The organism is Sulfitobacter sp. HNIBRBA3233 (assembly GCF_040149665.1).
GTDB lineage: Bacteria > Pseudomonadota > Alphaproteobacteria > Rhodobacterales > Rhodobacteraceae > Sulfitobacter > Sulfitobacter marinivivus.
On record NZ_JBEFLP010000004.1, the window covers coordinates 103,193 to 128,933 of the forward strand.

Consider the following 25,741-nt stretch of genomic DNA (forward strand, 5'->3'; position numbering starts at 1 on the left):
GTTCAGACCTTCTTTTGCAGAATGATTTCGACGCGGCGGTTGCGCGCACGGCCCTCGCGGGTCGCGTTGTCGGCAATCGGGTCGGTTGCCGCGCGCCCCTCGGAAGTGACCAGACCGGCGGGGACACCCGCCGCGATCAGCATGTCGGCGATGGTCTTGGCGCGCGCCTCTGACAGGCCCTGATTGGACCGGAACGGATTAGAGGTGCGCACCTGAATGCTGTCGGTGTGGCCGACGACCTGCACCTGCCCGATGAAATCGATGTTCTCGACGATCACACCGGCCATACTGTCGATCAGGGCCGCGTATTCGCCGTTCAGATCGGCCTTCGCCGACCGGAACACTTCGGGCGATGTGCCCTGAACAACCACAACGGCAAGCGAGACGTCCTCGCGACCGGTCAGGGCTGAAACCCTTTCTTCGGGGGCCGCTTCGGCAAAGAGCGGCAGCAATTCGAAAACCAGCGGATCGGCGGTGAGCTGCGGTTGCTCAACCGTTTCGATGACGGGGCGAAAGATATCGGCGCGTTCGGGCGGCGGCAGCACACCGGCGAGGGTAAAGAGCTGCTCGCCCCGGTTCGACAGCTTGACCCCGAGCCCCACGTAGATCGCCGTCACCAGCGCAAGGGCGATCAGGCCGATCGACCACAGCGGCACGATGAACCGCTTTTCCTCGTCCTGCACCTCGACCCCTTTCCAGTGCGGGGCAAGTGGCGCCTCGGCGGCGTCGCGGTCGCGCAGCAGGCGGCTGATCTGTCCGCGCAGGGCCGCAATCGCGGCCTCACCCTGCCCGCCCTCGACGCGGTACTTGCCCCGAAACCCCAGCGAGAGGCACAGGAAGACAAGCTCCAGCAACTGCGGATCGCGTTCGGGAAAGCGGATCAGATCCTCGGCCAGATCGAAGAAACGCTCACCCGCATCGACGTTGCCGTACATCGACACCACCAGCGGCATACGCGGCCAGCCGCTGTTGCCCCCCCACGGCGTATTGAGCGCGATGTCGTCCAGAAGGGCGGCCACGAACCATGCCCCCTGATCCGCACGGCTGAGCGGCACACCCGCCGATACCGCAGCATCGCGCGATTGCGTCAGCGTGTCGTGCAGCCGGGTGCGCAGAACGTCGGGGTTTTCCGGCGCGGTGGCACGTTCAAGTTCCGGCGCCAGTCCCAGAAGGGCCGCATAGGCATTGACGAGGGGGTTGTCACTGGCGCGGGTTGTGCGGATCGGCGCACCGCGTGGCGCGGCGGCCGCAGGGGCCTGCGCTGCCTGCGAAGCGCGGCGCACCGGTCGGATGCGGGTGCGTCCGGCGTCGTTCTCAAGGCCAAATGGATCATCCGCGCTCATATCGTTCTCACCTGTTTACCGCGTAGCAGTCGATTTCCGGCTCGCGTTCGAATTTTCCGGCCACCCCCACCACAAATCCCGGCGCGTCCTGCAATGCCGCCCAGTGCTCCGACTGCCGGTCGAGTTCGAGGCATAGCCGGTCGCCGTCGTAGGGGATCTCGCGCGGCTGGCTGTTGAGAGGTTTCAGCGGGATGCCGGTCAGCCGCGACTTCCACAGCGTTTCGAACTGGTCCGCAGCACCGACTGTCGCCTGATCGACGAAGAACTTGCGCAGCATCTTTTCCGACATGTCACCGCCCACGCGCAGCACGATCCGGTTGCTGGCGATGATTTCGGGATTGTCGATGCGCACGGTCCAGATGTTTTCCGAATGCCGCGAAACGCGCAGGGCGCGCGACTTCGGCTCGACATGGCGCAGCGACAGCACCAGCGACCGAAGCGTATCGGCCAGCGCCTGAAAGCTCAGCTGCGGATCGGCGTGGTCGTAGGGTGGCAGATCGCCCAGCCTGCGCGCCGAAGCGCCGTAGGTCGCCATCCGTCCCGCGATCCCCGCAAGGGTCTGGTAAAGCGTCGCGGGGTGGACGTTGTTCTGCGCGGCGAGATGGCTCAGTTCGGGGCGCGCGCTGTTGGCAAGCTCGAGGATCAGCAGGTTTTCCATCGACGCGCCGGTTCCGCCCAGAACCATCGCACCGTGGGCATCCGCGATCCGGTCCATGCCGTTGACCAGTTCCTTGAGAAGCTGCGCGTACCACGCCACCGCCTCGATCCGCAGGGCAGGTGCGAGGAATCCCTTGTCCAAGGCGACTGCACCGTCACTGTCGAGCCCCTCGACCCGTGCGATTGGCATCGTAACGTAGCCTGCGGTTTCATCCCCCGGCAGCAGGATTTTGGGGGCAAGGCGCGCGACCTCGATCTGGCTGGCGTCCGCGCCTCCGCGAATGGCATCGCGGACCTCGATCACGTCGCCGCGATAGCGCGTGCCGGACGGCTCGGCGTGGGCCGGATCGATCTGCGCCGATCCCGCCCCCTCGGACGGGATCGCGATCTGGACAAGGCCGCTCTCGGTCTTCGCATCGACGGACACCGGCTTTATCTCCGCAGCTCCGTCGGGGACGGATAGAAACGTGCCATCCGGCATGAAACCGGTCGCCTCGGCCAGCGCGATCTGCCCTGTATCCAGCGCGACCGGATCGACCGTCAGCGCAAGGAAGCCGAACCCCGCGTTCGCCTGCGCTGCCAGTGTCTGGCGGATCAGCCAGTCGGTGTGCCGGTCCTGTTGCTGGAAATGCTGTGTCCGCAGGAACAGCCCTTCCGACCAGACGACCTTGTTTCTATCTGTCATATGCGTCCTCGAAGGGGGTTACACGCGCGCCAGCGACAGGCCGCCGGAGCCCACGTTGATGATCAGCCCGGAGTTGCCGCCCGGTGCCGCGATTTTCGATCTGACCGTGCGGCCCGCCGGATCGCGGAAGCCGCCGACAACGCCGATCACACTGGTGCCCGGCTGGATGGTGATCGCCTTGGACGCCGATCCGCCCGGCGCGAGAACCAGTTGATCCGACCGGATCAGATCGCCGCCCAGCGCGGCAGAGGGGTTTTGTAGCGCGAAATAATCGGCCGCATCGAAGGCTGCCGCGCTGGCCAGTTGCAGCACCGTGATGGTCACCGGCCGGTCTGCCCCGCCGGGGCCGGGGTTCATGCCCGCGCCGCCCTGCGCGCTGACCGACAGCACGGCGGGCGCGTCCTCCATACAGCCGCTCAGAACCGCGGCGGCCCCCAGTGTCGACGTGATCAAAAACGTGCGTCTTGCGAAATCTGTCATTCTAGTCCGTCCTTCTGTTTTCATATGCATCCCTGAAATCCACCCCGACATCGCCCAGAAACTGCTTCTCCGCTGTCTCGGCGATCTCGCGATAGCGCTCTTCGTAAATCTGCCAGAGCTTGGCACTGCGGCCACCGGCCACGAGGGACTCCAAAAGCCCCACGTCTTCCATCTCCTTCTCGATCTCGGAGGGGTCGAACTTGTCCACCATCCGCCGCAGCGCGACCTGAAGCGCGCTCCACGTGCGGACCTGATGGTCTGCAAGGTCGCGAAACGCGCCTTCCACAGCCTCTTCGGGGGGCAGGTATCCCTTCCCGCGCGGGCGGATCAGCGCTGCGAGCGCGTCTTCGGGCGTTGCCAGAAACTTGAGCGGGTTCACGTCGGCGCTGGCGATGATCGTCTGCGCCACGCGCACTTTCTGCTTTTCCTGCGCGCGGGTGCGCAGCAGCAGCATCACGCCTTCAACGAGTTGGCGCATCGAGCGGCCCAGATGTTCCATCTCGGCGGCGGGATCGGCGGAGGGCAACGCAGCGGGATCGAGCCCCATGCCCCGCAGCAGCGCGTCGCGCAATTCCGCGTCGCCCGCCTGCGCCGGTGGCGCCGCTTGTTTGGGCGTGGTCTGTCCACTCGGCGGTTGCTCTTGCGGCTGCGCGTCCGGGGCCTTGCGCTCCGTTGCTTCCGCTTCGGGCGGCGAAGGATCGGCGACGGGATCGGCCCCCAGATCCAGATCGAATGAAAATCCTGCCCCGTCGAAGCCGTCCATTTCCTCTGGGTCGTCTTGCGCGGGCTCCGGGCTGTCCGACCTGCCCCAGTCGCTGAAGATATCGGGTTTGGCCTTCGGGACGGGCGGCACATCGACCGGATCGCGTGATGCCGGTGCCGGATCGTCGTCGTCAAAGAAACCGCCGCGCTTCGGCGGCTCTTCGCGGTCGGGCGGCGCGGGTTGCTCTGCGGGGTCGTTGCGCAGATCCAGACCGAAGGGATCACGCTGGTCCAGCGGGCGCGGCGGTCTGCTGACTTCCTTGTGGCGGTTTTCCTGACTGCCGTCGCTGCGCAGACCGAAGGGGTCAGGCAGGTTTGGGGGGCGCTCCGGCGGCGGGGCGGGCGGCCCTGCCGGGGTGTCATCTGACGGGAAGAAACTGCTGCGCGCGGGCTCGGGCGGGGCGGCTGGCGTCGTGGTTTCCGCCGCGCCGGACGCGGATTCGACCCTCAGCGTGAAGTCTCCCAGATGCAGCCTCATGCCCGGCTCTACGGGCACAGCGTTGCCAAGGCCCACGGGATTAGCGGCATTGTCGATGTAAAGCCCGCCCGAGGACGCATCCGTCACCACCACCTGTCCGGCCTCTTCGCTGATCACGCAGTGGCGGCGCGACACGAACATCTTGGGGTCGTCGAACTGCCAATCCGCATCGGAACTGCGCCCGATGGACAACTGTCCGCCCGAGAACACGCGCTCGGTCTCAACCTGCGGGGCGGGGGCTGCTTCGATGACGAACCTCAGTTTCATGCCGCACTCCTTTGCCGGTCCGGGGCGGGGTCCGCTGTGACGTTGGAAAAGCTCAGATCGTCCGCCGCCGCATCCGCCGCTGGAGCGATCCAGCTGGTGCGGCCCAGACGGCACGCACCGAGCCGTGCGGCGGGCACTTCGCCCGCCTTGAGCACGAGACGCAGGTTGAACAGGATTTCCTTTCCCGCGGCGAAAATCAGCGCGTGGCGCATCCGCGACCAGGCCGCCGGATCATCGAGAAAATCCGAGAATTCAGCGAAAGTCAGCGGGCCGAGGCGCAGCTCTGCGTGGCTTTGGCGGTCGAACACCCGCGCCCCTGCCACGGCCCCTGTGCCCAGCCCCGCATGGGCGCGACCCAGCCGCGATTGCAGATGCTCCGGGATCGAAATCCACCGGCCCTCGAACTCCGACAGGGTGACGGGCACGCCCAGCACGGTTTCAAGAAAAGCGGTCAGCCGTTCGGGGCTGCGCGCCTCCATCACCAGCGATGTGGCGTGACGCAGCTTTGCCCCATCAAGGCGGATATCGCCTGTCGTCGTCCCGGGAAGCCCCTGCCCCGCGAGCGCGCGCATCGTCGCCGTGACACGCCCGCCGTCACCGTGGGCGATATTGATCTCGGGCTGTGCATCCGCCCACGCCCGCCAGTAAAGCGCGATCAGCCGATGTTGCAGCATGTTGATGAAATCGAGAAAGGACGTATCGGCAACCGCACCGCTGCTGTCGCCCGCGAACCAGCGGTTCGACAGTCGCGCCATGATCCAGCGCGTCATATGCAGCGGCATCGGCCCTTCGGGTCCGATCAGACCCAGAACGTTCACGTCGACTTGCGGCTTGCGTTTGTCATCCCCTTCGAAAAAACCGGCCACGTCGGCGGCAGCGAAAGACAGCCGTGCGGTCTGGCCCAGACGCGCGGGTTCGCGCCCCGCTCCGCCCGCGCGACCGAACCGCATGGTGTCGGTCTCGAGCTGGCGCAGGAGTTCGAAGAAATCCATGCGGGCGATGGCTTCGGGCGTGCTCAGATCAGCGCGCGTGTGCCGGTCGTCATCGGCCATGTCACCTCCTTCTGCGCTTGGGTGAGATGCGTGCGCGTGCGCACGAAGGAATTGATCGCGGTGTGCCGCGCGAAAAGCTGCGCCAGCAGCGCCGACAGCAACAACCGGCTGCCCCCGCTCAGGATGGCATCATTCACCTCGACCGTGATCTCGGTGCCATGGCCGAAACACAGCGGGCCACCGATCTGCAACCGCTCCAGCAGGGGGCGCGAGCGCAGGCCTGTGATGGACGTGCCGTGGCGCCCCAGCGCGGGATCGCCGCGGTCGGCGTAAAGCTTGATCAGCGCGCGTAGCGGTTCGGCCCCTGCCTCCCCCTCGGCCAGCGAGATGTGGTTGAGGCTGAGTTGCGAAATCCACCGCCACGTCAGATCGTCGATCTTGCGTTCGTCGGACGCCCCCGACGGCAGACTGGCGCGCAGGGACGCGCGCGGCCTGCGCATCGGCGACAGCAGCCGCACCGCCTGCACCGGATCGCCGCTGTCGAGCGTCAGCTTCGGCTGGTCGTCGAGGATCGGCAGATCGCGGTTCGTACACAGCGCCCGCACATCGAGCCGCCGGATCATCTTGGCCGCACGTCCGTGGCCGGGGCGCCCGATCGCGATATAGAAATCATCCCCGATATAGCTCGACCGTGTCTGCCCGCGCCGGACCTCTTCGGTGTCGGGGCGGCGCGGACGGCGGTCTGCGGAATAGACATAGCCGCTGTCGGCCTCTGCCTCGACCGAGAACAGCGGGGTGACCCGCGATTGCGGCCCGTCCGTTTCCGCATCCTCGACGCGCAGCAGCCGGTAGATTTCGTAGTCGCGCGGGCGCGTGCGGTCGGCCTGAACGATATGCTGCGCGCGGTTCCGGCGGACCTCGACGATATTACACTCGTGCTCGAAGAGGTTGACCACCGGCACCGTGAACAGGCTGAAATCCTTGGCGCTGATGCTCGACAGGTCGGCGCGCTCTTCGCTGAGCAGGACGATGATTTCCAGCGCGTTCTTGTCACAGCGCCGGACCACCGGGGCCAGCGCCCCCAGCCGCATGAAATAAAAGCGGCTCGGCATCAGGAAATACTCGCGCAGCAGCCGGTAGCCCTCGAAGGACGACCGCACGCGGGGCAAAAGCGCGTCACCGTCCGCGACACCGATCATGCCGGGCCGGTCGACGGGCACGAAGGGGATGCTTTTCTCGGCGGGCCGCGCCAGCGCCCCCGCGCCGAAACCGAACACCGCGTCGAAGATATCGCCACCGCGTGTGTCGGCCCCGAAATAGATGTCGAGCTGGTCCAGTGACAGCTCGGAAAGCTGCCCCGCGCCCTCGCGCTTGATCGTGATGCGGATACCCGCCGCCGCGTCACGGGCTGCCGTGCTGTTCACGCCGGCCTGGGAGAGCGCGCCACGGTCCTGAAGATACTCGACCTCGTGGATGGCCACGGGCCACAGCTGCGTCGACTGGGCGGTGGTGTAGGTGCAGCGCGTCTGTTGCCCCTCGCGCAGACCCGACATCAGCCGCGTGCCGCGTTTCATCGTATGCCCGTCGAGCATCCGCAGCACCTGCGGGCCCGGTGTCATCGCGGCCATGGTCATCGCGGGCGCGGGGCCCCCGAGATCGGGATAGAGCGTGTCGATCAGCGTGCGCACATAGCGGCTGCTTTCACCGTCGACCTTCAGTCGCGTCCGCGCGGCGAGAAAGGCAACCCCCTCAAGCAGGCGTTCGACATAAGGATCGGGGCACGGGATGCTGTCGAGCGCGAGATTGCGCGCCACGTTCGGGTGCAGCGCCGCGAATTCCTCGGCGACGGTGCGGATGTGCGACAGCTCTTCCTCGTAGTATTCCAGAAACGCCTGATCCATCAGCGTTCCTCCAGCGCGGTCATGGCGCGGCCGTTGTCCATATCGATGCTGGTGGAGAGCCGCAGCCGTTCAGGCACCGGCGACAGCAACAGCACCCCGTCGATATCGATCCGCATCCCGACCTTGTCGCCGGTGCGCACACGCACCTTGACGGTGTCCTTCTTCAGCCGTGGTTCGAATACGTTCAGAAGCTCCTTGATCTCGCGCGCCAGTGCATCCTTGTCGAAATCCGCACCCGACCGGCCGGAAAAGGACGGCACACCGTAGTTCAGGACGGATCGCCTGATCTCGGGAAAGTCGGCCAGCTGGTGGGCCGGGCTTTCGTGGTCAAGGGTTTCACGGTCGGTGAGCAAGAATTGGGCCTCCAGCCTTTCGATGTTGAACAGCATTTCGATGTCGCGGCGCACGGCCTCGCGCAGCACGTCCGCCGTCACCACAACACCCCCTTCCTCGAGGCGGCGCTTCCGGGTCGACAGGTTGACCAGCCGGTAGGCGAGCAGTTTCGCGTCCTCGTCCAGATCGCTGTGCCGCTCGATGGCCCGCGTCCCGCCGCCGATCAGCGCGGCCACGTCATCGGCAGACCCCAACGCCTTTGTCAGATCGCGCACCAGCGCGTCATGTTCGGCGTCGAGGCCCGGCAGGTCGTCGACCAACCTGTCCCACAGGGACGGCTGGACGGCTTCCTGCCGGGCGACGGAAGGGTTGGTTTCACGGTCCGCCATGGCGACCTACCATGCGCCCGATCAGACGCCTGCCGCGATATCGTAGCTGATCTCGTGCTCGTCTCCGGCGGAGTGATCGTCGGCCTGCACGGTGTACTTATAGGTGACGTTCTCAAAGACGAGACCGAGGATCTCCTCGACCATCTGGCCGTCTTCCTCCTCGCCGACGCCGACCATTTCGTATTTCGAGATGGTGACGTTCTCCATCGTGATGATCAGATAATCGAGATGCGCCTCGCCGCTGTCCTTGCGCACCGAAAGGACCATGTCGGGAAAGGATTTGCCCTGCATACAGGCTAGCGCGAGGTAGACCGACGAGGCATCGACGAACTTCTTGAGGTTCAGTGCCGATACCTGCGCGCGGGCGCGCGCACGGCCCTTGCCCACTTGTGCGGCAGATCCCTGTTCGATGTTCCACATGATGTCATGGATATCGATTTCGTCTTCATGCTCGACACGTTGCGATTCACCGGCGATGTCACCGATCTTCAGATATGCTGTCAAAGGCATTTGGGTTCTCCAATATTGTCTTCATTTTCAATCAGGATTTGACGGAGGGCAGCTCAGAAACCAGACGCAGCGATGCGTTGATGCCCTCCAACTGGTAATGTGGCCGCAGGAAAAAACGCGCGTTGTAATAACCGGGACGGCCCTCAACGCTGTCCACCTGCACTTCGGCCGCTGCAAGGGGACGTTTTGCCTTGGCCTTGTCATCGGCCATGGCGGGATTCGCCAAAACATAGCGATTGATCCATTCACTGAGCCAGACCTGCATGTCGGCCCGTTCCTTGAATGTCCCGACCTTGTCCCGCGCGATCGCCTTGAGATAATGCGCAAAGCGGCTGACGGGGAAGAGATAGGGAAGGTTGGCGGACAGTCGTTCGTTCGCCTGCGCGTCCGGATCGACAAGACGGCTCGCGCGGGTTTCATCGTCCTGCAACGAATGGGCGCCGATGAAGGCCGCGACATCCGTGTTCTTGCGGTGCAGGATCGGCATCATCCCGAGCTTGGCCAGTTCCGCCTCGCGCCGGTCGTCGATGGCGATTTCGGTCGGGCACTTCATGGCCGTCGAGCCGTCGTCGGTCGGGAAGGTATGGACCGGCAGGTTCATCACCGTACCGCCCGATTCAACACCGCGGATCTGTGTCCCCCAGCCGGAAATCTTGTGGCTGCGGTTGATGTTCACGCCCATCGCATAGGCGGCGTTCATCCAGACATAGTGGTCGTGCTGGCCGTCGATCTGCTCTTCGAAATCGAAGCCTTTGACCGGCACGGTTTCGGCGCCGTAAGGCAGACGCCCCAGAACCCGTGGCATCGCCAGACCGATATACCGCGCGTCCTCGCTTTCGCGCAGCGACTGCCAGCTTGCGTAATCCGGGCTGGAAACGATCTGTTCCAGATCCTGCGGGTTCGGCAATTCCTGCCAGCTTTCCATGCGGAAAAGCTGCGGGGCGGCCGCAGCGATGAACGGCGCGTGCGCCGATGCCGCGATGCCCGAGATGTTGCGCAGAAGGCTTACGTCCTTGGGTTTGTGGCTGAATTCGTAGTCGCCCACGATCGCCCCGAAAGGTTCTCCGCCGAACATCGAATATTCGTCCGAATAGATCTTCTTGAAGATCGGGGACTGGTCCCACATCTGGCCCTCGTAATCCTCCAGATGATCGGCAAGATCCTCTTTCGAGATGTTGAGCACGCGGATTTTCAGCTTCTGGTCGGTCTCGGTATTGTTGACGAGATAATGCAGTCCGCGCCATGTGCCTTCCATCTTGCGCACTTCCGGGGCGTGCAGGATTTCGTTCATCTGCTCGCTCAGCATCCCGTCGATGCCCGCGATCAGCGACTTGATCGATTTGACCGCATTTCCCGAAATCGCCGCCGTTCCGGCGCGTTCCTTCGCGGCGAGCGCGAGGTTTGCAACCAGCGCCTGAAGCTTCTCACCTTCGCTGTCCTTGACGCGGAAATCCTTCTCCAGCAGATCGCTGAATTCCCCCAGATCGAGAGCTTCTGCTTCGGCGGCGGCGCCTGCGGCTTGCTTTTCTTCGGCCATGCTCAGCCCTCCTCGTTCTTGGTTGCGTTCATGGCCTTTTCGGCGGCCTGCGCCAGAAGCGGCTCGTTTGTCAGCAGCTGCGCGATGCGCTTCTCTGCATCGACCTTGCCGTCCATGTAGCTGAGCAATTCTTCGAGCTGCTTGCGCATCTTCAGCAGCTCGTTGAGCTGCGGCACCTGTTCGGCCACCTTGTCAGGGGCGAAATCGCTCATGCTCTGGAAGCTGAGATCGACGAAAAGCTCCTCGTCGCTTTCCTCGCCATCCTCGGTCGGCAGGGTGTTCTTCACACGCGCCTTCACCCGCGGGCTGAGCGCTTCCATGAACTTGTTGAACCGGCCCGCATCGGTTTCCACGAAAGAGCGGTCGTTGATCGGTTTCTTGGCTTCGCGGGTTTCGGATTCGCCCGCCAGATCCGCCATCACCCCCATGACAAAGGGCAATTCGATGGTGGTGGGACTTCCGTAGTGTTCGACGTCATAGGCAATCTGGACCCGCGGGGCGCGATTGCGTTCGATAACCTTTTGCTTACTGCCACTCATAATAAAATACCTCCGTCTTGATCAAAAAATATTGGTCTTCGGTTACTTTTTCTTCGCTTCGTCAACTCCTGCCACATTGCGAAATTCCTTCAGGCCCGAGGGCGCGATTTCCTCCATCAATTCAAGGAAATCCATTGCCACCATGCGCCGCATCCGCCGCGCAAGATGCGGGATCGGGCTGCTGGGTTCGGTGCGTTCGTAAAATCCGATAATCCGGTCGAGGCTCGCTTCGACGTCGGCGCGTGAATTGATCGTGCCGGGCGCCGGTGCGGCAGATGCCTGTGCCGGCGCGGAAGCGGGAGCGGCCCCGTTCGATACCTGCGGTGCGGTCGCGGACGGATCATCGACCACCTGTGGCGCATCCGCCGCCGTTGCCCCGACCGCCGCTTCCAGCGTTTTGCGCGCGAGCGCCAGAAACTCTTCGAGTTCGGGCATCGGCACGCCGGGGCCGTCTGCAAATCCGGCGGCCTTGGCCACGGTCGCGCTGAGTTCGGACAGCGCCGCCTCGCTTGCCGACAGGCCCGCGATCAGCGCCGCGATCCCCTCGGCGTCTTCGGCGGCCATGGCGCGGGTCGCCGCCTTCACGCGGTTCACCTTTTGTGCGTGCGCGGCCAGCAATGCGTCCTTCTCGGCCTGGCTCAGGCCCGAGGCCGAGCGCGACAGCATGTCGAAATCGCTCAGGCTGGCGGCGGTCAGGTCATCACCGATGATCGGGCCGATCCCGCGCGGATTGAGGATCACACCGAACCGCAGGTCACACAGCAGCCCGTCTTCGTCGTTTTCCAGCTGCCGCAGCGCATTGGTGCGCGGCAATGCGGCCACCTTGGGATCGTCGCGGTCGCGCTGTGCGGGATGCAGGCTGTCCCAGTATTGTGTCACGCTCTGGCGCAGAAACCCGACGGCGGCGGCCAGCCCCCCGAACCCTTCAAGATTGTAGTGCGCGCGCGTCATCAGCACCAGAAGACGCAGGTCGCGCCCCTCCGAAGACAGCTCCTCGCCTTCTTCGATGATCCGCTGCCAGTCGACATTCGGCTCAGCCTCGGCAAGCGATCCGTCGTCGTTCATCCGCGCGGCCCGTGTTGCAGGCTCTGTCAAACGCTCCAGTTCGTGGAACCGCAAATCATGGCGCAGTTCGATACCCGAAGGGCTATCCCCGTCAATGGGCGCGAGGAGGCTCTCAAAATTCATGCCCCTAGCTTTCTCAAAATAAATTCAAGTACGACTGTTGCACGAGATCGTGATTCTAGCAACTCTGCGAAAGGCAAGGAATTCCACCATTGCGCGATCTTCTTTTTTCGCCCCTCTGCGCGTTATTTTATTTTTCGACGCTACGTCACCGTGCCGATGTCGCCACGAAGAGATACGCCCATTCTCCGCGAAAATCCGGGTGCGCCTGCCGCGCCTCTGCGATCCGCGCGCGCATCTCGGCAAGGTAGGGGGCGGCGGGTTCGACCAGCGGGCGCAGACCGTCGTAGAGCGGGACACTGCTGGCAAAGGCCACCGCGATATCCTGTCCGAAGGGCGGTGCGATCCGCAGGTCCAGATCGTCCCCGCGCCCGATTGAAAACACTTCGGCCTGCGCCGTTTGCACCAGCGGGGTCTGCGCGTTGGGGCGCAGGTGGATCACCTGCCCTTCGGCGTCGAAATAGTCCACGTAGACATAGGCGGGATAGTCGGGGCCGGTCAGGTCGATGGTCAGCCGGTCACCTTCGGTGAAGGCGTATTCACGCACCTGCGCCGCCTCGCCAACCAGATCGCTGTCGGTCAGTTGCTCTTCCGATTGCGGCAGGCCCAGCGCGGTGATTGCATCAAGCGTGCCGCATTGCGGTGGGGGCAGGATGCGCAGCGCATCGCGCAAGGGCAGCGCCGTGCCCACCTGTGCGCGCATTCGGTCCAGCAAAGGGACGCGCAGCGTTTCGTCGGGCAGATGCCCGCGCAGTTCCAGCGCGCCGGTATCGGGGTCGAACACGGTTTGGACGCGCGCGCAGGGCGGTGCGCCCATGATACGGGTCATGCTGTCGCGCACCGCGCGCGCCGTATCCGTCTGCGGGCTGAGAAACGCCTCGAGCGTGGCAAGGCTTTGCGGGTCGAGCGTCAGGTTCTCCGCGCCGCTCCAGCCCAATGTCGCCGTGAGTGCCGCAGCATCGGGCAGCACGGCTGCCACCTGCGCGCCGTCCGCGCGCTGTCCCTGCTGCGATGGACCCTGCGCGTCCGCGGGTGCCAGTGCGGCAGTGGCCGGCAGAGCGACCTGTCCGGCGGGCGCGGCGGGGGTGATGATCGCCGGTGTGGTCTGTGACGCATCCTCAACGTTTTGCAGCCTTGCAGAAACCGGCCGCACCGCTGCGGCCAGGGCCAGCTCTTTCGTTTCTACGGGCGTTTGCAGTGCCACGGTCGGGCTGACCGCAGGATCCGCCGGCTGCGTTTGCGCGAGGGCGGGGAGCGCCGTTGCCCTGCCGGTCAGTGCTGCGGCACGGGGCCCGGTTGCAGGCCGCGCAACCGCCTGCCCGCGCGGCACGGGCCCCGCGCCCAGGCGCCCGCCCTGCGTGGCTGCGCTATCCGCTTTGGGTGCGGGTGGTTCACGTTCGGTCGCACGCTGTTGCGGCACCTGCACCGTAGCCAGCGCAAGCGTGCTGCGCGCGTGGTCCTGTTGCGGCATCGGGCGGGGCGCGAGCAAGGGCAGCAGCGCCGCTGCCGCGATCCCGTGAACCGCCAGCGACAACACCACGGCAAGACCGATGCGCCCCCTCATCGCGCGTCCGGCGTCACGACAAGGACGACCTCGCCATAGCCACCGCGCTCAAGCGCTTCGATCAGCGGCAGGATGTGACGAAGCGGCGTGTCGCGGTGCGCGTTGACGCGGATCAGCGTGGCTTGCCCACGGTCCATGGCCGCAGCGACAGAGCGTTCCCAATCCTCGCCGGGCACCGCTGTGCCGTCCACGGCGAGCCTGCCGTCGCGCCCGACGGAAAGGGTGACTCCACCACCGGGCATATCCTGACCGCTCAGCGCCAGCGGCGGGGCCACCTCGAACGGGGCCGAGGCGTCGAGCCGTGCCACGAGCATGAAAAACACCAACAGAAAGAAAACCACGTCGATCAACGCAATGATCGGCTCCGTGGCGGGCCGGTGATCGGGGCGGACAAGCCTCAAGGCGATGCCTCGATCCTGACCAGACGCGCGTCAATGATCCCTGCCGCTGCGGTCGCATCCATCAGGCGGGTCAGCGCCTGCAGGGGCGCAGAGCCCGAGGGCAGGATCAAAAGCCGCCCGCCCTCTGCCGCCGTGGTTTCCAGAAATTCACGCAGACCGCGCGGATCGAGCGTTCTGCCCCGCAGCGCCACCTCGCCGCCCGCGGTCAGGCGCAGCAATGCGACCGGCCCGGTGCGGCGGTCCTTTGCAGGTGTCACCGCTTGCGGCGCGTCCTGCGTCTCCGCAAGCGGGATCATATCCAGATCACGGTAGACGGACGTCACCATGAAATAGACCAGCAGGATGAACAGCACGTCGATCAACGGGACGAGCGTCACCCGCCGCGCCGGTCTGGCAGGACGGGCGAGGATCACGCCGTGTCCTTTCCGCCGGTCCCGCGTGCCAGCGTGGTGCGGCCGATCACGCGCTCGATCTCCTGGGTGCCGGTTTCGGCGCGAGCCTGCAGGATTGCGGCCCCGACCACCGCCGGAATCGCCACGATCAATCCCGCCGCTGTCGTCAGCAGCGCCTGCCAGATCCCCCCGGCGAGGATCGAGGCATTGGCCGCGCCCTGCGCCAGCTCCAGCGAGCGGAAGGACTGGATCATTCCCAGCACCGTGCCGAGCAGCCCGAGAAGGGGCGCCACCATCCCAATCAGTTCCAGCAACCGGATTCCCCGCCCCATCGACAACACTTCGGCATTGCCCATCTGCACGAGGTCCGCCGACATGGCAGGGGCAGCCACATCGCGCGCCATCAGGTCAGCGGCGCGCGACGCCACGCGGTCGGCGGGGGTGCTGCCGCCGGGGGCAGGATCGCGCGCGCCCGTCTCCAGCCCGTCCAGCCAGCGGTTGCGTGCCTCGCGGCCCGCGGTGATCCGGCCGAGGGCGATCAGGCGGGCGATAAAGACCGCGACCGACAACAGCGAAAGGACCGACAGCACGATCAGAACCGGCCCCGCTGTCCCGAGATCGGACAGGATACCGGTCATTTGACCAAAGCCGCCCGCGCCTTGCTGGACAGGTCGAGCACCTCGAAGCAATTCATCTCTTCACCGTTCTGGGGACGGCAGGCGGCGATATCGTGCAGCAGGATCTCCGAGATACCGTCGCAGGCGATATCCGGAAACTCGAACAGTTTCAGCGTCGTGCGCGCCACCGGCACGGGCGCTGCGTCCACCGTCAGCAGCTGGTCGATGATCCCGTCCCCGTCGAGGATCGCAAGCGACATCTCGAACGCCTCGAGCGTGCGTCCCAGATCGTTGCGAAACAGGAAGTAGGCGCGGCACGAGGCGCCGTCCTGCTGTTCTAGCTTGTTGAGTTCGACGCCCAGCATGGCGGTCTGTGCACTCCCCCAAACGGGAACCAAACACAGCGCGGCAGAGGTCGCGATGACCGGAATGAGGTTTTTCAATGCGTGACCTTTCAAAATGAATATCCCGATCCTACAGCGATTCTGTCCCGTTCAGGTCAGAATTTTCCTCCCCCGCGCATCGCGTTCTTGGTAAATCGCGCGGCGCGTGGAATACTGCGTGCATTGATTGAACGTATTTTCAGGAGAGTGTGATGGATGTCACCGAGAACATCGACGGTGTCGTGATCGGTCTGTTGCTGGGCTTTCGCGACGGGGCGCCATTGGTCGTCTTCCCCTCCAACCCCGAAGATCACGCGCTGCCCGCGCGCAGCCTGTGTAGCCTCGGCGCGCAGGATGCGGGGTGCGAGGTGGCGCTGCTCTTTGAGGATGGTGCGCGCACGCGCCCGCTGATCATCGGGCGCATTGTCGACCCGGTGCGCAACGATGGGGCGAACGTCATCCGCGACGGCGAAACCGTCCGCGTCACGGGCAAGGAACGGATCGAGCTGCGGGTCGGCAAATCCGCGATCATCATGGAAAAGGACGGTCACATCACCATTCGCGGAACGCATCTGGTCAGCCATGCGTCGGGGTCCAACCACATCCGCGGCGGTTCGGTCAATCTGAACTGATGGTCGCCGTTCCGATCATCGAGAACATCGTGCGCCAGCACGCCGAAGAGGCTGCGCACCTGTGGTGTCTCTACGACTGGCATCTTCTCAATCCCGACGAAAACCCCGACATGGACGAAGAGCGGCTGGCCCGGCTGGTCGAACGGCTGGACGCGCATCTGGACGGAATCCGCATCGCCGGAGACGACGGCGTCGCCATTGCCGAAGCCCGCTTTGCCGAATTTCCCGAAGCGGGTGAATTGTTCGTGCTGCGGATGCTGCAGCCCGGCGCGCGAAAGCTGACGGTCGCCGATCTGGATCTGGCGGGCGTTCGCGCCTATCTGGCCAGCAAGCTAGGCTGAAGATCAGGCCACATCGACTTCCATATAGCGCAGCCAAGCGTCCCGGTCATAGATCATGACGTCCTTTTCGCCCACAGACCACAATACCCCTTCGGCGGACGAGAGCACCCCATAAGTCCGGCAGAATTCCAAGGGCTCGGGGATCAACGTCAGTTCGTTTTCGAAATCGAGTTGGAAGAGGGCGGTGTAGCCTGCGAAATAGATTTCCCCGTCGAAATCATCCACGGACCAAAGGTCGATAATGTCTGGATCGCTGTAAAGGATCTCGAAATCGCTGCGCCGCCCGCGCGCGACAGTCCCCGCCTGGCCTGCGGCATAGACGTAGCCATCCGATGCGCAATGGATCGCATAAAAGCACGCATTGCTTGCGCACTGAATGGGGTCCCACGCGGAGCCGTCCCAGTACCAGATCACCCCGAAGTCGCCGGCGACATAGACTTCGTCTGTTGCGAAACCGTCGATTGCTTCGAAAATGTGATTATCGAACTCGGTACGCAAATCTTCCGGCGGAGAGATGTCTGTCCAGCTTTCGGGAGCATCGCGGCGCCAGACCTGCATGGCTGCGCCGCAGCTAAAAGCGCGCCCTCCGATCCAACCAAGTCCGCGCAGCGGTCCGCGTTTGACGGGGATCGTCTCTTCGGTTCCGGTGTCCCCGTTGTAGAGTTTGAACTTCCCCCAGTCACCAAGCGTCATGGGACCGGCATCAGAATAGGCGACAGAGACCACACTGTATTCGAGGCTATCGATCAGGCGAACCGTATCGACCTCGAGCACGTAGATTGCGGCGTGACCACTTTGCGGATCTTCGGCAAGCTCGTCGATCACCATCGCGAAAGCGATCACGTCCTCAGATTGGGCCGCCGCCGTCACTATCGTCATCTTTTCAAGGATCGGGTACACATCACATCCTTTTGCGTTCAGAAGCCGGCCAGTTTCGCCATCTTTTTAGCCCAAGCGTTGATGGCGGCGATATTGCGCATCAAACGCTCTGATTCTTCAGGCGGTCGTCCCGGGATCGGATCAGCGCGCAGCTTCTGATTCTTGGCGATCTTCGCTTCTTCGGAATGCCATGTATCGAGCTGGGCCCTCAAACACGCCGGCGAGCAATCGGAAGCGGGGAATATCTTGCCGACCGAACTGATGGCCTTCTCCTTCATGTCATCATAAGTCATCGCGCGCGCTTTGATCGGAGCGGGCCTTTTGTTGTTTTTCTTGGGCAGCGCAAGATCCTGCAAATCCGGGCTGCCCGCATCCCCGGTCTTGGCCAGGATCTCGGTGTACATGTCGGCGTGCATCAATCCATGGCTTCCCTTGTTGTGGCTTGCGCCCTCCGCGCAAATGCAAAGCGCCTTGTTTTCATCGTAGCTCTCGCACCCGTCCAGCTTTGTCCCATCGGGCGCGCAGAAACCTGACTCCGGCACCATGTGGTGACCTGTCTGGCGCTGGCAGCAGGCGCCGTTGTCCGCGTCATCTTTGCTGACAAGCTTGCAGCGGAGCGCCTTCAGGCAGTCGTTGCGTTGTGCAGCGCCGTAGTCCTTCATGCGTTGCTTGTTGATGCGGCTCTGCTCGGGCCCAAGTTTTTTCGCCGCGGTCTTTCCGCCAAGCGTGGCTTTGCCCTTCTTGACCACGAGGGTTTGATCACTGGCCGATGTCTTGTTATCCCCAGTGGCCAAGCCCGCGTCAGCACAGTGCTCTTCGACGGTTTTGTCTTTCGGTGTGCAGTTGGTCTCGATCGCTTCCTTGTTTCCCTTGCAGGGATCTTCACCACCCGGCATGTGAATCGCTGCAATCTTCGGCCAGGGCGGTGAATTCGGCGGGGAGCCGTGGTTGTCGGTCTGGATGTCCGAGAAGCGGGTCAGGTTCTTGCCCTCGGCCTTGACGTTCATCGAAAACGCCTGGCTGTAGGCTTTGCCGGTGTTCTTGGAGCTGACCACGCCCTTCTTGGCCGCGGCGCCCGCCTCGTCGCCGGTGGTCTTGGTGAAATAGGACGTGTTCTTGAGGTTGACCGTCTTGCCGCCGATCTTGACCGATCCGGTGCCCTTGTCCGTATCGCCGTCGAGGCCGAAGTTGGGATAGGGGATCGGCACGCCGGGCGGTGTTGGCGGGGCTTCCGGCGGGGTCATGCACACGTCGGGAAAAGACGCGATGACCTTGTTGGCCTGCGCCTTGCACGACACTTCCAGCTTGTTGGCGAATACGCTCATGCGGCGGCCCTCTCGCGGGTGGCGGCCTGCAGGATCGCCGCCCCGCAGGCGCCGTCGTCCCCCGTCGCCTCGATCAGCACCACCTCGCCGGGCCCATAGCCGCGCTCGAACGCGGTCAGCCCCCAGCCGATCATCAGCGGCACCATTGCCGCGCCGATATTGCCGACGCTGTCAGTCGGGCTCCAGATGTCCTGCGGGTCGCGGTGGGTGCGCATCGTGCGCTGCATCGCCAGCGCGGATTGTTTGAAGAAATAGCTTTCGCCGGTCATGTCGCAGATCCGGTAATCGACATGGCCGAAGTCGGTGATATTGGCCGCCGCCATCGCGTCACGGTAGGCCTGGGTCATGGCATCGGCCCGCAGGGGCAGATCTTCGGGGTTGTAGAGGAACGCCCGCTCGCGCGTGAGGCCGATCCCCGAGAGCGCGAAATGCGCGGGCGCGCCGGCTTGGCACAGGATGGCGGCGGCGGCTTCGCCGGGGATGAAGGCGTTGGCGATGTCGGGGGTCAACAGGCGTTCCTCGGCAAGGAAATGCGCGATGGTCGGTCCGCTGAGCAGGCTGTCCACGCCCAGAACAACCGCGTGGCCCGCTTCGCCGCGCGCGAACATGCGCCGGATGCGTTCCAGCGCCACGATGCCCGACGGGCGGCCGTGGCGGACGCTGTGGACCTTGGTGCGGGAAGGAAGGCCCGCGAATTCCAGCATCCGCTGCGCAAACCGCGTGTCATCGCGGACCGGACGGCCGGGGCGGCCCTCCTCTGCGAGGCAAAGGACGATCTGCAGGTCCCCGGCGGCCTGAGCGTGACCGTCCAAAGCGTCCAGCAGCGCGCCCGCTGCCAGATGGGCGAGCCGTTTTTCCCCGACCCAGTCGCGCGGCAGCGGCACCGGTGCGCCGATCAGCCATTCGCCCCCCGCCGACATGAACTGGGTTTCCTGAAACCCGTCGAGCCCCGCGCGCATGGCCGCAGTGGTGGCGGCGGCGTTCAGCCCCACCGCCGTGACCATACCGCACCCGATGATGTTGACACCGGTGCTCATCCCTCGGCCTCCTGCGGCAGGCGCAGGGGAACATAGGCCTTGCCCGTTTCCTTGGCGCGGACCAGCCCGCGGCGTGGCTTGCCGATCCATGCCTCGGTGATTTCGGTGACAATGCGCTTGAGCGGAACCTCGACCCGCCAGACCATCGACAAGAGCCGCGCCTCGGTATCGAACAGCAGCGTGTCGGGATAAACCGTGTCGTCGAAGACAGTCTCCCACTCCCGGAAAAGCCGGACGGGAAGCGCCGTGTCAGGCAGGCGGAACGCCTCGCGGCCCGAAGGCGTCAGGTTCAGCAGCACGACGTCCTGCGGGCGCTTGGGTTTTTCAATCTGCTGGTCCACACCAACCTGCTGATAGTATCTTTCGTCGAAGTCGGCGGGCAGGAAGGGAAACACTTCGTCCTGCCATTTCTGGTCGTAGGTGCCGCCGTGGCGCAGCCGATCGGGGAAGCCGCGCCAGACCGGCCCCAGCGCCATGGGTTTGTATTCCTCGTAGGGAGATGTGACCGGCTGCCCCACCTCTTCGGTCAGCGGCAACGGCTGGCCCGACAGCTTGGATTGGTTGCGAAAGCTGGCAAAGCCGCGCCCGTGCGGGTTGGGGTAGTACGCGGGCGGCGTGGCATCATCGGGATCGAGCCTGTCCACACCGCCGAAGGCGGTATCGTACCCGAAGGCCTGCCGCGTGAAAGGATAGGGATCGGTCGCGGCGATCGACGGGCCCAGCACGCGCCATTCGCGGTGGCCGACCACGTGAAAGCTTTTCTGCCATCCGCCGACACGCAAGCCCACCTGGACCCGTTCGGCACGACGACCGCCGGGCGCATAGGCCGCGCCCTGAACGACGATATCACACTTGGGCTTGCGAAAGGCGAAATCGGTTTCCCACCGCGTCGCGGAAAATCCCGGCGCGCCGGTGTGCTCATCCGCGTAGACCAGCGGCACGTGCTCCGCCGCCGGTTGCATCGGTGCGCCGCTGTGATCGGGGAAGCCAAAGCTGCCCTTGATGACCAGAACGAAATGCTCGCGCCCCGCGACATCCATGCCCACCGTATGCTGGTGAAGATAGCCGGGGCGGTTGAAGACCTTCATGGCCGCGCCTCACTCGAAATCGTAGGCAAAGCCGTCCGCACCGCCCGACACCGTGACCTTGTGCAGATCGCGGCCTTCCAGCCGGTAGTTCAGGATGCGGCGGCTGAGTTCGGGCATCAGCGTGTTGGTCAGGATCGCGTCGATCATGCGGCCCCCGCTTTCGATCTCGGTGCAGCGGTCCTTGATGACCTGCAGCGCAGAGGGATCCACCACCAACTCGGCGCCATACCCTTCGCCCAGCCGTTTCGACAGGCTGCGCAGCTTGTGACCGGTGATCGCCTCGATCATCGCGTCGTTGAGCGGGTAGTAGGGGATGGTCACGACCCGGCCCAGCAGGGCAGCGGGAAAGACGTTCAGCAATGGCGCACGCAGCGCCCTGTTCAACTCCTCGGCGTCGGCGGCGACCTTGCCGTCCTCGGTCATCGCCATGATCTCTTCCGAGCCGACGTTCGAGGTGAGCAGAATGAGCGTATTCTTGAAATCGATCCTGCGGCCTTCGCTGTCGTCCATCATCCCCTTGTCGAAAACCTGAAAGAAGATCTCGTGCACGTCCGAATGCGCCTTTTCGACCTCGTCGAGAAGGACAACGGAATAGGGGCGGCGGCGCACCGCTTCGGTCAGGATACCGCCCTTGCCATAGCCCACGTATCCGGGCGGTGCGCCTTTCAGGGTCGAGACGGTGTGCGCCTCCTGAAACTCGCTCATGTTGATCGAGATCAGGTTGTCCTCGCCTCCGTACATCAGTTCAGCCAGCGCCAGCGCGGTCTCGGTCTTGCCGACACCGGACGGGCCGCAGAGCATGAAAACGCCCACCGGTTTCTCCGGGGGCTTCAGCCCCGCGGCGGATGTCTGGATGCGGTTGGCGATCATCTCCATCGCGTGATCCTGCCCGACCACCCGTTCGGCCAGCGTCGCCGCAAGGCTCAGCGCACGTTCGGTCTGGCTCGAAAGCATGCGGCCCATCGGGATGCCGGTCCAGTCCTGCACGACAGAGCCGACGGCCAGCCTGTCCACCGACGGCAGGATCAGTGGCGTCTCGCCCTGGGCCTCTGTGAGGTCGGCCATCCGCGCCTTGAGCCTTGCCAGCGTTTGCTCGCGGTCGAACGGTTCGGCGCGATCTTCGGCATCCGCATCCGCATCCGCTTCCAGCGTGGCATCGGGGGCACCTTCGGCCTCGGCCATTTCTTCCATCATGTCGGCATCCGCATCGCCCAGATCGCCGGTATCGTCCACGGCGGCGCCCAGCCCGCGCAACTGCGCACGCAGATCGAGGATCTCGGTGACGATCTCGCGCTCGGCTTCCCAGCGGACGTTGGCGGCATCGAAGACCTGCTGCGCGTCGGCCAGATTGGCCTCGACCGCTTCCTTGCGGTCGGCCACGTCGATGCCGATGGCTTCCTCGCGCTCGATGATGCCCGCCTCGATCTCCAGCGCGTCGAGCCTGCGCTGCGCGTCCTCGACTTCGGCGGGCGTGGCGTGCTGGCTGACTGCAACACGCGCGCAGGCGGTGTCGAGCAGGCTGATCGCCTTGTCAGGCAACTGGCGACTGGGAATATAGCGGTGCGACAGCTTGACGGCGGCCTCGATCGCCTCGTCCAGAAGTTCGACCTGGTGGTGTTTTTCCAGAACCCCCGCGATGCCGCGGCACATCAGGATCGCCTTGGCCTCGTCGGGTTCGTCGACCTTGACCACCTGAAAGCGGCGCGTCAGGGCCGGATCGGGTTCGATATGCTGCTTGTACTCGGCCCAGGTGGTCGCCGCGACAGTGCGCAGCTCGCCCCGCGCAAGTGCGGGCTTCAGCAGGTTGGCAGCATCGCCCGTGCCCGCCGACCCACCCGCGCCGATGAGGGTATGCGCCTCGTCGATGAAAAGGATGATCGGCGTGTCGCTGGACTGCACTTCTTCGATGACCGACTTCAACCGCTTTTCAAACTCGCCCTTGACGCTGGCCCCTGCCTGCATCAGCCCGATGTCGAGCATGTGCAGATCGACATTGCGCAACTGCGGCGGCACGTCGCCCTTTGCCAGACGCTGTGCGAACCCTTCGACAACGGCGGTCTTGCCCACCCCTGCCTCGCCGGTCAGAATCGGGTTGTTCTGCTTGCGGCGCATCAGGATGTCGACAATCTGGCGGATTTCTGGATCACGACCCACCACCGGATCCATCTTGCCGTCGCGGGCCCGTTCGGTCAGGTTTGTGGCATAAAGGGCCAGTGCCGATTTCCCGCCGGGTGCGGGTTTGCGGCCAGCGGTTTCTGCGGCGGCACTGTCGCCCGTGCGCTCCACCGAGTTGGCCAGCAGATTGTCCAGATCGGACGCCATCGCCTCCACATCGAACTTGTCGAACTCCAGACTGATCTTGAACAGCAACCCTTCGAGCACCGGCACCTTCAGCGCCGCAAGGATCACATAGGCGGACCGGACCGTATCCTCGCCGAACTCGAAAGTGGCGTAATTCCACGCCTCCTGAATCGCGCGAAAGATGTGGTCGGAAAATTCCTCGACCGATCCCGCGCCGTGGGGCAGCGCATCCGTCGCCTTGAGCACATCACCGTCGAACCTGTGCCTGTCCACCCCCGCGGCATCCATCAGCAGGGCCAGATCCGACCCGTCGGTATCGGCCAGCGCGGTAATGAAATGCACAAGCTCCACATAAGGGTTGCCGCGCCGCTTCGCCGCCTGCGCCGCTTCGGAAAATCCCTTCAGGCAAGTCGGGTTGAGTTTTCCCACAAGCTCCTTGCGCTTGATGGTTTCATTGGAACCGCGTGCAGCCATGGCGCAACGTCCTCCTGAAAATCTGTTATGTAAAAAAACCGGGTTAGAAAAATGGTCAAAATGAACCTGAGTCCTATGCTAGACTGATTTTCAATTTGAATCGACATTTTTGAACACAGCGCATCCAGAAGGGATCATTTGATGAAGGATCCGAGGCCGTCGGACATTTTTTCAGCCGGACAGGTGCTGAACAATACATACGAAATCAAAGGGCTACTGGGGCGCGGCGGCACTGGCGAAGTGTATCTGGCGGTCAACCAGATCACCGAGCGCCTGTCGGCGATCAAGGCGCTGAACGCGCGGTTTTCCGGCAATGCCGACTATCTGGAGCTGATGAAGCGCGAAGAGCAGATGCGCAACATCATGCACAATGCCGTCGTGCGCTATTCGGAATGTTCGCGCACCGACGACGGACATGTGTTTCTGGTGATGGACTACGTCGACGGCGTGGCGCTGAGCGACCTGATGTTCGAGAGGCGGCTGAGCGATCAGGAACTGCTGATTGTCGCGCATAGGGTGCTGAGCGGGCTGGAGGCAACCCATGCACAGGGGATCGTGCACCGCGATCTCAGCCCCGATAACATCATCCTGCGCGACGGGGAGGCGGCGAAGGCCACGATCATCGACTTCGGCATCGCCAAGGATACCGCTGCAGGTGCGCGCACGATCGTGGGCACGAACTTTGCGGGCAAATACGAATATGCGGCCCCCGAACAGCTTGATGGGAGGGCCGACTACCGCACCGATCTTTACGCGCTTGGCGCCTCGCTCCTGGCGGTGGCGCGGCGGGAGGTGCCGGACGTGGGCACCAACCCCGGCGAGGTCGTGCGCTTCAAGAAAGAACCTCTCGATACCTCGGGCCTCGACGCGCCGCTTCGCGATCTGGTCACGCTCTTGTGTGCACCCGATCCGGCGGATCGCCCCGAGACAGCGCGCGCGGCGCTGGACCAGTTGGACCGGTGGCTGAAGCCCGATACGCACCGCGCGTCGACCACGGTCACCCCGCGCAGGGGCGACGGGCAAAAGAAACCGGGCGGGCGAGGGCTCTTGTTCGCCGCGGTTGCGGTTGTTGTGATGGCAGGTGCAGCACTTGCGACGCTGTCGGGCGGATGGCTGACACCCGCGCTGCCGGTGGCATCGCCCTACACGCTGACCGCGACCTCGGGCGGCGGCGAGGGGACATTGGTCGGCCATGCACCGGATGCGGAGGCAGCGGCGCTCCTTTCCGCCGCCTACGCGGGCGCGAGTGGGCGCAGCGTGCCGGAGGATGCCCTGCAACTGGCCGATGGCGCGCCGGACCCGGACTGGCCTTCGGACATCGCCGACGTCCTGACCCTGATGGAGCCGATGAGCGACTGGCAGCTTGACGTGTCGGACCGCGATCTCAGCGTGACTGGCCTCGCACCGGACCGGATGACACGGGACGCCACCCGCAACGCGCTTACCGACTGGGCCGCGCGCAGCGGCTTGCAGATCTCGCGCGAGATCCTCGCCGGGCCCGAAACGCTGGCAACTGGGGCGCTGCGGCCGATCCTCGATGCGCAATCCACCTGCGGGCCGCTGACCGTTCTGGGCGACGACGCCGGTACTTTCGCAATGTACGACACCGTTACCGTGACCGGAGATGTCGCCAGCGCGAAAGACATACCAACGCTGGAGCAGGCGATATCCCCGATGATCGGAGAGCGGGACATACGCATGGAAGTAACCGTGCTGAACAGCGATCTCTGCGCGATCCGCGCAGTGCTGCCACCTGCCGCATCCGGAGCGGTATCGATCTGGCTGGGGCGCGGTGACACAGGAGAGCCCGCGCTGACCGGTGTTTTCAACACCGGAGACAATCCGGTGGTCGATATCCAGATGCCCGCGACGATAACGGATGCGTCGCTTTGGGTGATGGTGGTGGACAATACCGGAAAGGTTTTCAACATCCTGCCCAATATCAACCAGACAGAACATCTGGTCGACAATCTGGGGCAGGTCGCAAACGGCGTCAGGCGCATCCGTGTGCTCTGGCCCATCGCGGCCTTGCAGGAAGATCCCTCCCGCCTCGCCATCGAGGTGGATGCAGACAACTACGGCAAGTCAGAAATCGTCGCGATCCTGTCCCGCGAGAAGCTGTTCGACATGCGCAGGCCCCGTGATGAAAGCGTGAAATCGGTCGCCCAAGCGCTGGCGGAAGCGCTGGAAGGGCGCGAGGAGCAGATTCTCGGGGTGGCGGCACGGATCATCGATGCCCGCCCCTGACG

The 25,741-nt window shown here is 64.4% G+C and carries 24 protein-coding genes; 3 read left to right on the plus strand and 21 right to left on the minus strand.

Going from position 1 to position 25,741, the window contains the following annotated elements:
* Positions 1 to 2: 2 nt before the first annotated feature.
* From icmH to ABMC89_RS17290, 16 genes are all read right to left on the minus strand, one after another.
* The gene (gene icmH, locus ABMC89_RS17215; protein WP_349570130.1) at positions 3 to 1,343 is read right to left on the minus strand and encodes a type IVB secretion system protein IcmH/DotU; all 1,341 of its coding nucleotides are present in this window, start codon (positions 1,341 to 1,343) and stop codon (positions 3 to 5) included.
* 7 nt (positions 1,344 to 1,350) lie between these two features.
* Positions 1,351 to 2,685: a type VI secretion system baseplate subunit TssK gene (tssK, locus tag ABMC89_RS17220; protein WP_349570132.1), complete on the minus strand. Its 1,335-nt coding sequence runs from the start codon at positions 2,683 to 2,685 to the stop codon at positions 1,351 to 1,353.
* Between the two features lie 18 nt (positions 2,686 to 2,703).
* Positions 2,704 to 3,165, minus strand: a complete 462-nt coding sequence (gene tssJ, locus ABMC89_RS17225) for a type VI secretion system lipoprotein TssJ (RefSeq protein WP_349570134.1) — start codon at positions 3,163 to 3,165, stop codon at positions 2,704 to 2,706.
* 1 nt (position 3,166) lies between these two features.
* A complete protein-coding gene (tagH, locus tag ABMC89_RS17230; RefSeq protein WP_349570137.1) occupies positions 3,167 to 4,672 on the minus strand; it encodes a type VI secretion system-associated FHA domain protein TagH in 1,506 nt (501 codons plus the stop codon).
* A complete protein-coding gene (gene tssG / locus ABMC89_RS17235; RefSeq protein ID WP_349570139.1) occupies positions 4,669 to 5,724 on the minus strand; it encodes a type VI secretion system baseplate subunit TssG in 1,056 nt (351 codons plus the stop codon). Before tssG ends, tagH begins: the two co-directional genes overlap by 4 nt.
* A complete protein-coding gene (tssF, locus tag ABMC89_RS17240; RefSeq protein ID WP_349570141.1) occupies positions 5,688 to 7,565 on the minus strand; it encodes a type VI secretion system baseplate subunit TssF in 1,878 nt (625 codons plus the stop codon). Before tssF ends, tssG begins: the two co-directional genes overlap by 37 nt.
* Positions 7,565 to 8,287, minus strand: coding sequence for a type VI secretion system baseplate subunit TssE (gene tssE, locus ABMC89_RS17245; RefSeq protein WP_349570143.1), 723 nt, complete (start codon positions 8,285 to 8,287; stop codon positions 7,565 to 7,567). The genes tssF and tssE overlap by 1 nt, the downstream gene beginning before the upstream one ends.
* A 21-nt stretch (positions 8,288 to 8,308) precedes the next feature.
* Positions 8,309 to 8,797, minus strand: a complete 489-nt coding sequence (locus ABMC89_RS17250; RefSeq protein ID WP_349570145.1) for an Hcp family type VI secretion system effector — start codon at positions 8,795 to 8,797, stop codon at positions 8,309 to 8,311.
* Positions 8,798 to 8,828: 31 nt separating this feature from the next.
* Positions 8,829 to 10,334, minus strand: a complete 1,506-nt coding sequence (gene tssC / locus ABMC89_RS17255) for a type VI secretion system contractile sheath large subunit (RefSeq protein WP_349570147.1) — start codon at positions 10,332 to 10,334, stop codon at positions 8,829 to 8,831.
* A 2-nt stretch (positions 10,335 to 10,336) separates the two neighbouring features.
* A complete protein-coding gene (gene tssB / locus ABMC89_RS17260; RefSeq protein ID WP_349570149.1) occupies positions 10,337 to 10,873 on the minus strand; it encodes a type VI secretion system contractile sheath small subunit in 537 nt (178 codons plus the stop codon).
* 42 nt (positions 10,874 to 10,915) lie between these two features.
* On the minus strand, positions 10,916 to 12,061 hold the full coding sequence (gene tssA, locus ABMC89_RS17265) for a type VI secretion system protein TssA (RefSeq protein WP_349570151.1): 1,146 nt from the start codon (positions 12,059 to 12,061) through the stop codon (positions 10,916 to 10,918).
* Positions 12,062 to 12,206: 145 nt separating this feature from the next.
* Entirely contained in the window at positions 12,207 to 13,622 is a 1,416-nt protein-coding gene (locus ABMC89_RS17270; protein ID WP_349570153.1) for a DUF4384 domain-containing protein, read from the minus strand.
* A complete protein-coding gene (locus ABMC89_RS17275) occupies positions 13,619 to 14,023 on the minus strand; it encodes an ExbD/TolR family protein (protein ID WP_349570155.1) in 405 nt (134 codons plus the stop codon). The genes ABMC89_RS17270 and ABMC89_RS17275 overlap by 4 nt, the downstream gene beginning before the upstream one ends.
* Complete coding sequence (locus tag ABMC89_RS17280) at positions 14,020 to 14,436, minus strand: ExbD/TolR family protein (protein ID WP_349570157.1); 417 nt, start codon at positions 14,434 to 14,436, stop codon at positions 14,020 to 14,022. The genes ABMC89_RS17275 and ABMC89_RS17280 overlap by 4 nt, the downstream gene beginning before the upstream one ends.
* Complete coding sequence (locus tag ABMC89_RS17285) at positions 14,433 to 15,053, minus strand: MotA/TolQ/ExbB proton channel family protein (protein WP_349570159.1); 621 nt, start codon at positions 15,051 to 15,053, stop codon at positions 14,433 to 14,435. Before ABMC89_RS17285 ends, ABMC89_RS17280 begins: the two co-directional genes overlap by 4 nt.
* Entirely contained in the window at positions 15,050 to 15,475 is a 426-nt protein-coding gene (locus tag ABMC89_RS17290) for a hypothetical protein (protein WP_349570161.1), read from the minus strand. Before ABMC89_RS17290 ends, ABMC89_RS17285 begins: the two co-directional genes overlap by 4 nt.
* A gap of 152 nt (positions 15,476 to 15,627) precedes the next feature.
* Between ABMC89_RS17290 and ABMC89_RS17295 the strand changes: the two genes are divergently transcribed.
* Positions 15,628 to 16,047, plus strand: a complete 420-nt coding sequence (locus ABMC89_RS17295; protein WP_349570163.1) for a DUF6484 domain-containing protein — start codon at positions 15,628 to 15,630, stop codon at positions 16,045 to 16,047.
* Complete coding sequence (locus ABMC89_RS17300; protein ID WP_349570165.1) at positions 16,047 to 16,388, plus strand: hypothetical protein; 342 nt, start codon at positions 16,047 to 16,049, stop codon at positions 16,386 to 16,388. Before ABMC89_RS17295 ends, ABMC89_RS17300 begins: the two co-directional genes overlap by 1 nt.
* A gap of 3 nt (positions 16,389 to 16,391) precedes the next feature.
* On the opposite strand, the gene ABMC89_RS17305 is transcribed toward ABMC89_RS17300, so the two are convergent.
* From ABMC89_RS17305 to tssH, 5 genes are read right to left on the minus strand one after another with little or no spacing between them, the layout of a single operon-like run.
* Positions 16,392 to 17,267 (minus strand): beta propeller repeat protein, encoded by an 876-nt coding sequence (locus ABMC89_RS17305; protein ID WP_349570167.1) that lies wholly within the window; start codon positions 17,265 to 17,267, stop codon positions 16,392 to 16,394.
* Positions 17,268 to 17,305: 38 nt separating this feature from the next.
* Entirely contained in the window at positions 17,306 to 18,592 is a 1,287-nt protein-coding gene (locus ABMC89_RS17310; RefSeq protein WP_349570169.1) for a PAAR-like domain-containing protein, read from the minus strand.
* Positions 18,589 to 19,629, minus strand: a complete 1,041-nt coding sequence (locus ABMC89_RS17315; protein ID WP_349570171.1) for a 3-oxoacyl-ACP synthase — start codon at positions 19,627 to 19,629, stop codon at positions 18,589 to 18,591. The genes ABMC89_RS17310 and ABMC89_RS17315 overlap by 4 nt, the downstream gene beginning before the upstream one ends.
* Positions 19,626 to 20,717: a DUF2169 family type VI secretion system accessory protein gene (locus ABMC89_RS17320; protein ID WP_349570173.1), complete on the minus strand. Its 1,092-nt coding sequence runs from the start codon at positions 20,715 to 20,717 to the stop codon at positions 19,626 to 19,628. The genes ABMC89_RS17315 and ABMC89_RS17320 overlap by 4 nt, the downstream gene beginning before the upstream one ends.
* A gap of 9 nt (positions 20,718 to 20,726) precedes the next feature.
* Positions 20,727 to 23,492, minus strand: coding sequence for a type VI secretion system ATPase TssH (gene tssH, locus ABMC89_RS17325; protein ID WP_349570175.1), 2,766 nt, complete (start codon positions 23,490 to 23,492; stop codon positions 20,727 to 20,729).
* 141 nt (positions 23,493 to 23,633) lie between these two features.
* On the opposite strand from tssH, the gene ABMC89_RS17330 reads away from it, so the two are divergent.
* Positions 23,634 to 25,739 (plus strand): serine/threonine protein kinase, encoded by a 2,106-nt coding sequence (locus ABMC89_RS17330; RefSeq protein WP_349570177.1) that lies wholly within the window; start codon positions 23,634 to 23,636, stop codon positions 25,737 to 25,739.
* Positions 25,740 to 25,741 lie beyond the last annotated feature (2 nt).

Excerpts from the sequence above, each read along its gene's own strand:
- icmH (WP_349570130.1), bottom strand. The coding sequence starts at position 1,343 with ATGAGCGCGGATGATCCATTTGGCCTTGAGAACGACGCCGGACGCACC.
- tssK (WP_349570132.1), bottom strand. The coding sequence starts at position 2,685 with ATGACAGATAGAAACAAGGTCGTCTGGTCGGAAGGGCTGTTCCTGCGG.
- tssJ (WP_349570134.1), bottom strand. The coding sequence starts at position 3,165 with ATGACAGATTTCGCAAGACGCACGTTTTTGATCACGTCGACACTGGGG.
- tagH (WP_349570137.1), bottom strand. The coding sequence starts at position 4,672 with ATGAAACTGAGGTTCGTCATCGAAGCAGCCCCCGCCCCGCAGGTTGAG.
- tssG (WP_349570139.1), bottom strand. The coding sequence starts at position 5,724 with ATGGCCGATGACGACCGGCACACGCGCGCTGATCTGAGCACGCCCGAA.
- tssF (WP_349570141.1), bottom strand. The coding sequence starts at position 7,565 with ATGGATCAGGCGTTTCTGGAATACTACGAGGAAGAGCTGTCGCACATC.
- tssE (WP_349570143.1), bottom strand. The coding sequence starts at position 8,287 with ATGGCGGACCGTGAAACCAACCCTTCCGTCGCCCGGCAGGAAGCCGTC.
- ABMC89_RS17250 (WP_349570145.1), bottom strand. The coding sequence starts at position 8,797 with ATGCCTTTGACAGCATATCTGAAGATCGGTGACATCGCCGGTGAATCG.
- tssC (WP_349570147.1), bottom strand. The coding sequence starts at position 10,334 with ATGGCCGAAGAAAAGCAAGCCGCAGGCGCCGCCGCCGAAGCAGAAGCT.
- tssB (WP_349570149.1), bottom strand. The coding sequence starts at position 10,873 with ATGAGTGGCAGTAAGCAAAAGGTTATCGAACGCAATCGCGCCCCGCGG.
- tssA (WP_349570151.1), bottom strand. The coding sequence starts at position 12,061 with ATGAATTTTGAGAGCCTCCTCGCGCCCATTGACGGGGATAGCCCTTCG.
- ABMC89_RS17270 (WP_349570153.1), bottom strand. The coding sequence starts at position 13,622 with ATGAGGGGGCGCATCGGTCTTGCCGTGGTGTTGTCGCTGGCGGTTCAC.
- ABMC89_RS17285 (WP_349570159.1), bottom strand. The coding sequence starts at position 15,053 with ATGACCGGTATCCTGTCCGATCTCGGGACAGCGGGGCCGGTTCTGATC.
- ABMC89_RS17295 (WP_349570163.1), top strand. The coding sequence starts at position 15,628 with ATGGATGTCACCGAGAACATCGACGGTGTCGTGATCGGTCTGTTGCTG.
- ABMC89_RS17300 (WP_349570165.1), top strand. The coding sequence starts at position 16,047 with ATGGTCGCCGTTCCGATCATCGAGAACATCGTGCGCCAGCACGCCGAA.
- ABMC89_RS17305 (WP_349570167.1), bottom strand. The coding sequence starts at position 17,267 with ATGACGATAGTGACGGCGGCGGCCCAATCTGAGGACGTGATCGCTTTC.
- ABMC89_RS17310 (WP_349570169.1), bottom strand. The coding sequence starts at position 18,592 with ATGAGCGTATTCGCCAACAAGCTGGAAGTGTCGTGCAAGGCGCAGGCC.
- ABMC89_RS17315 (WP_349570171.1), bottom strand. The coding sequence starts at position 19,629 with ATGAGCACCGGTGTCAACATCATCGGGTGCGGTATGGTCACGGCGGTG.
- ABMC89_RS17320 (WP_349570173.1), bottom strand. The coding sequence starts at position 20,717 with ATGAAGGTCTTCAACCGCCCCGGCTATCTTCACCAGCATACGGTGGGC.
- tssH (WP_349570175.1), bottom strand. The coding sequence starts at position 23,492 with ATGGCTGCACGCGGTTCCAATGAAACCATCAAGCGCAAGGAGCTTGTG.
- ABMC89_RS17330 (WP_349570177.1), top strand. The coding sequence starts at position 23,634 with ATGAAGGATCCGAGGCCGTCGGACATTTTTTCAGCCGGACAGGTGCTG.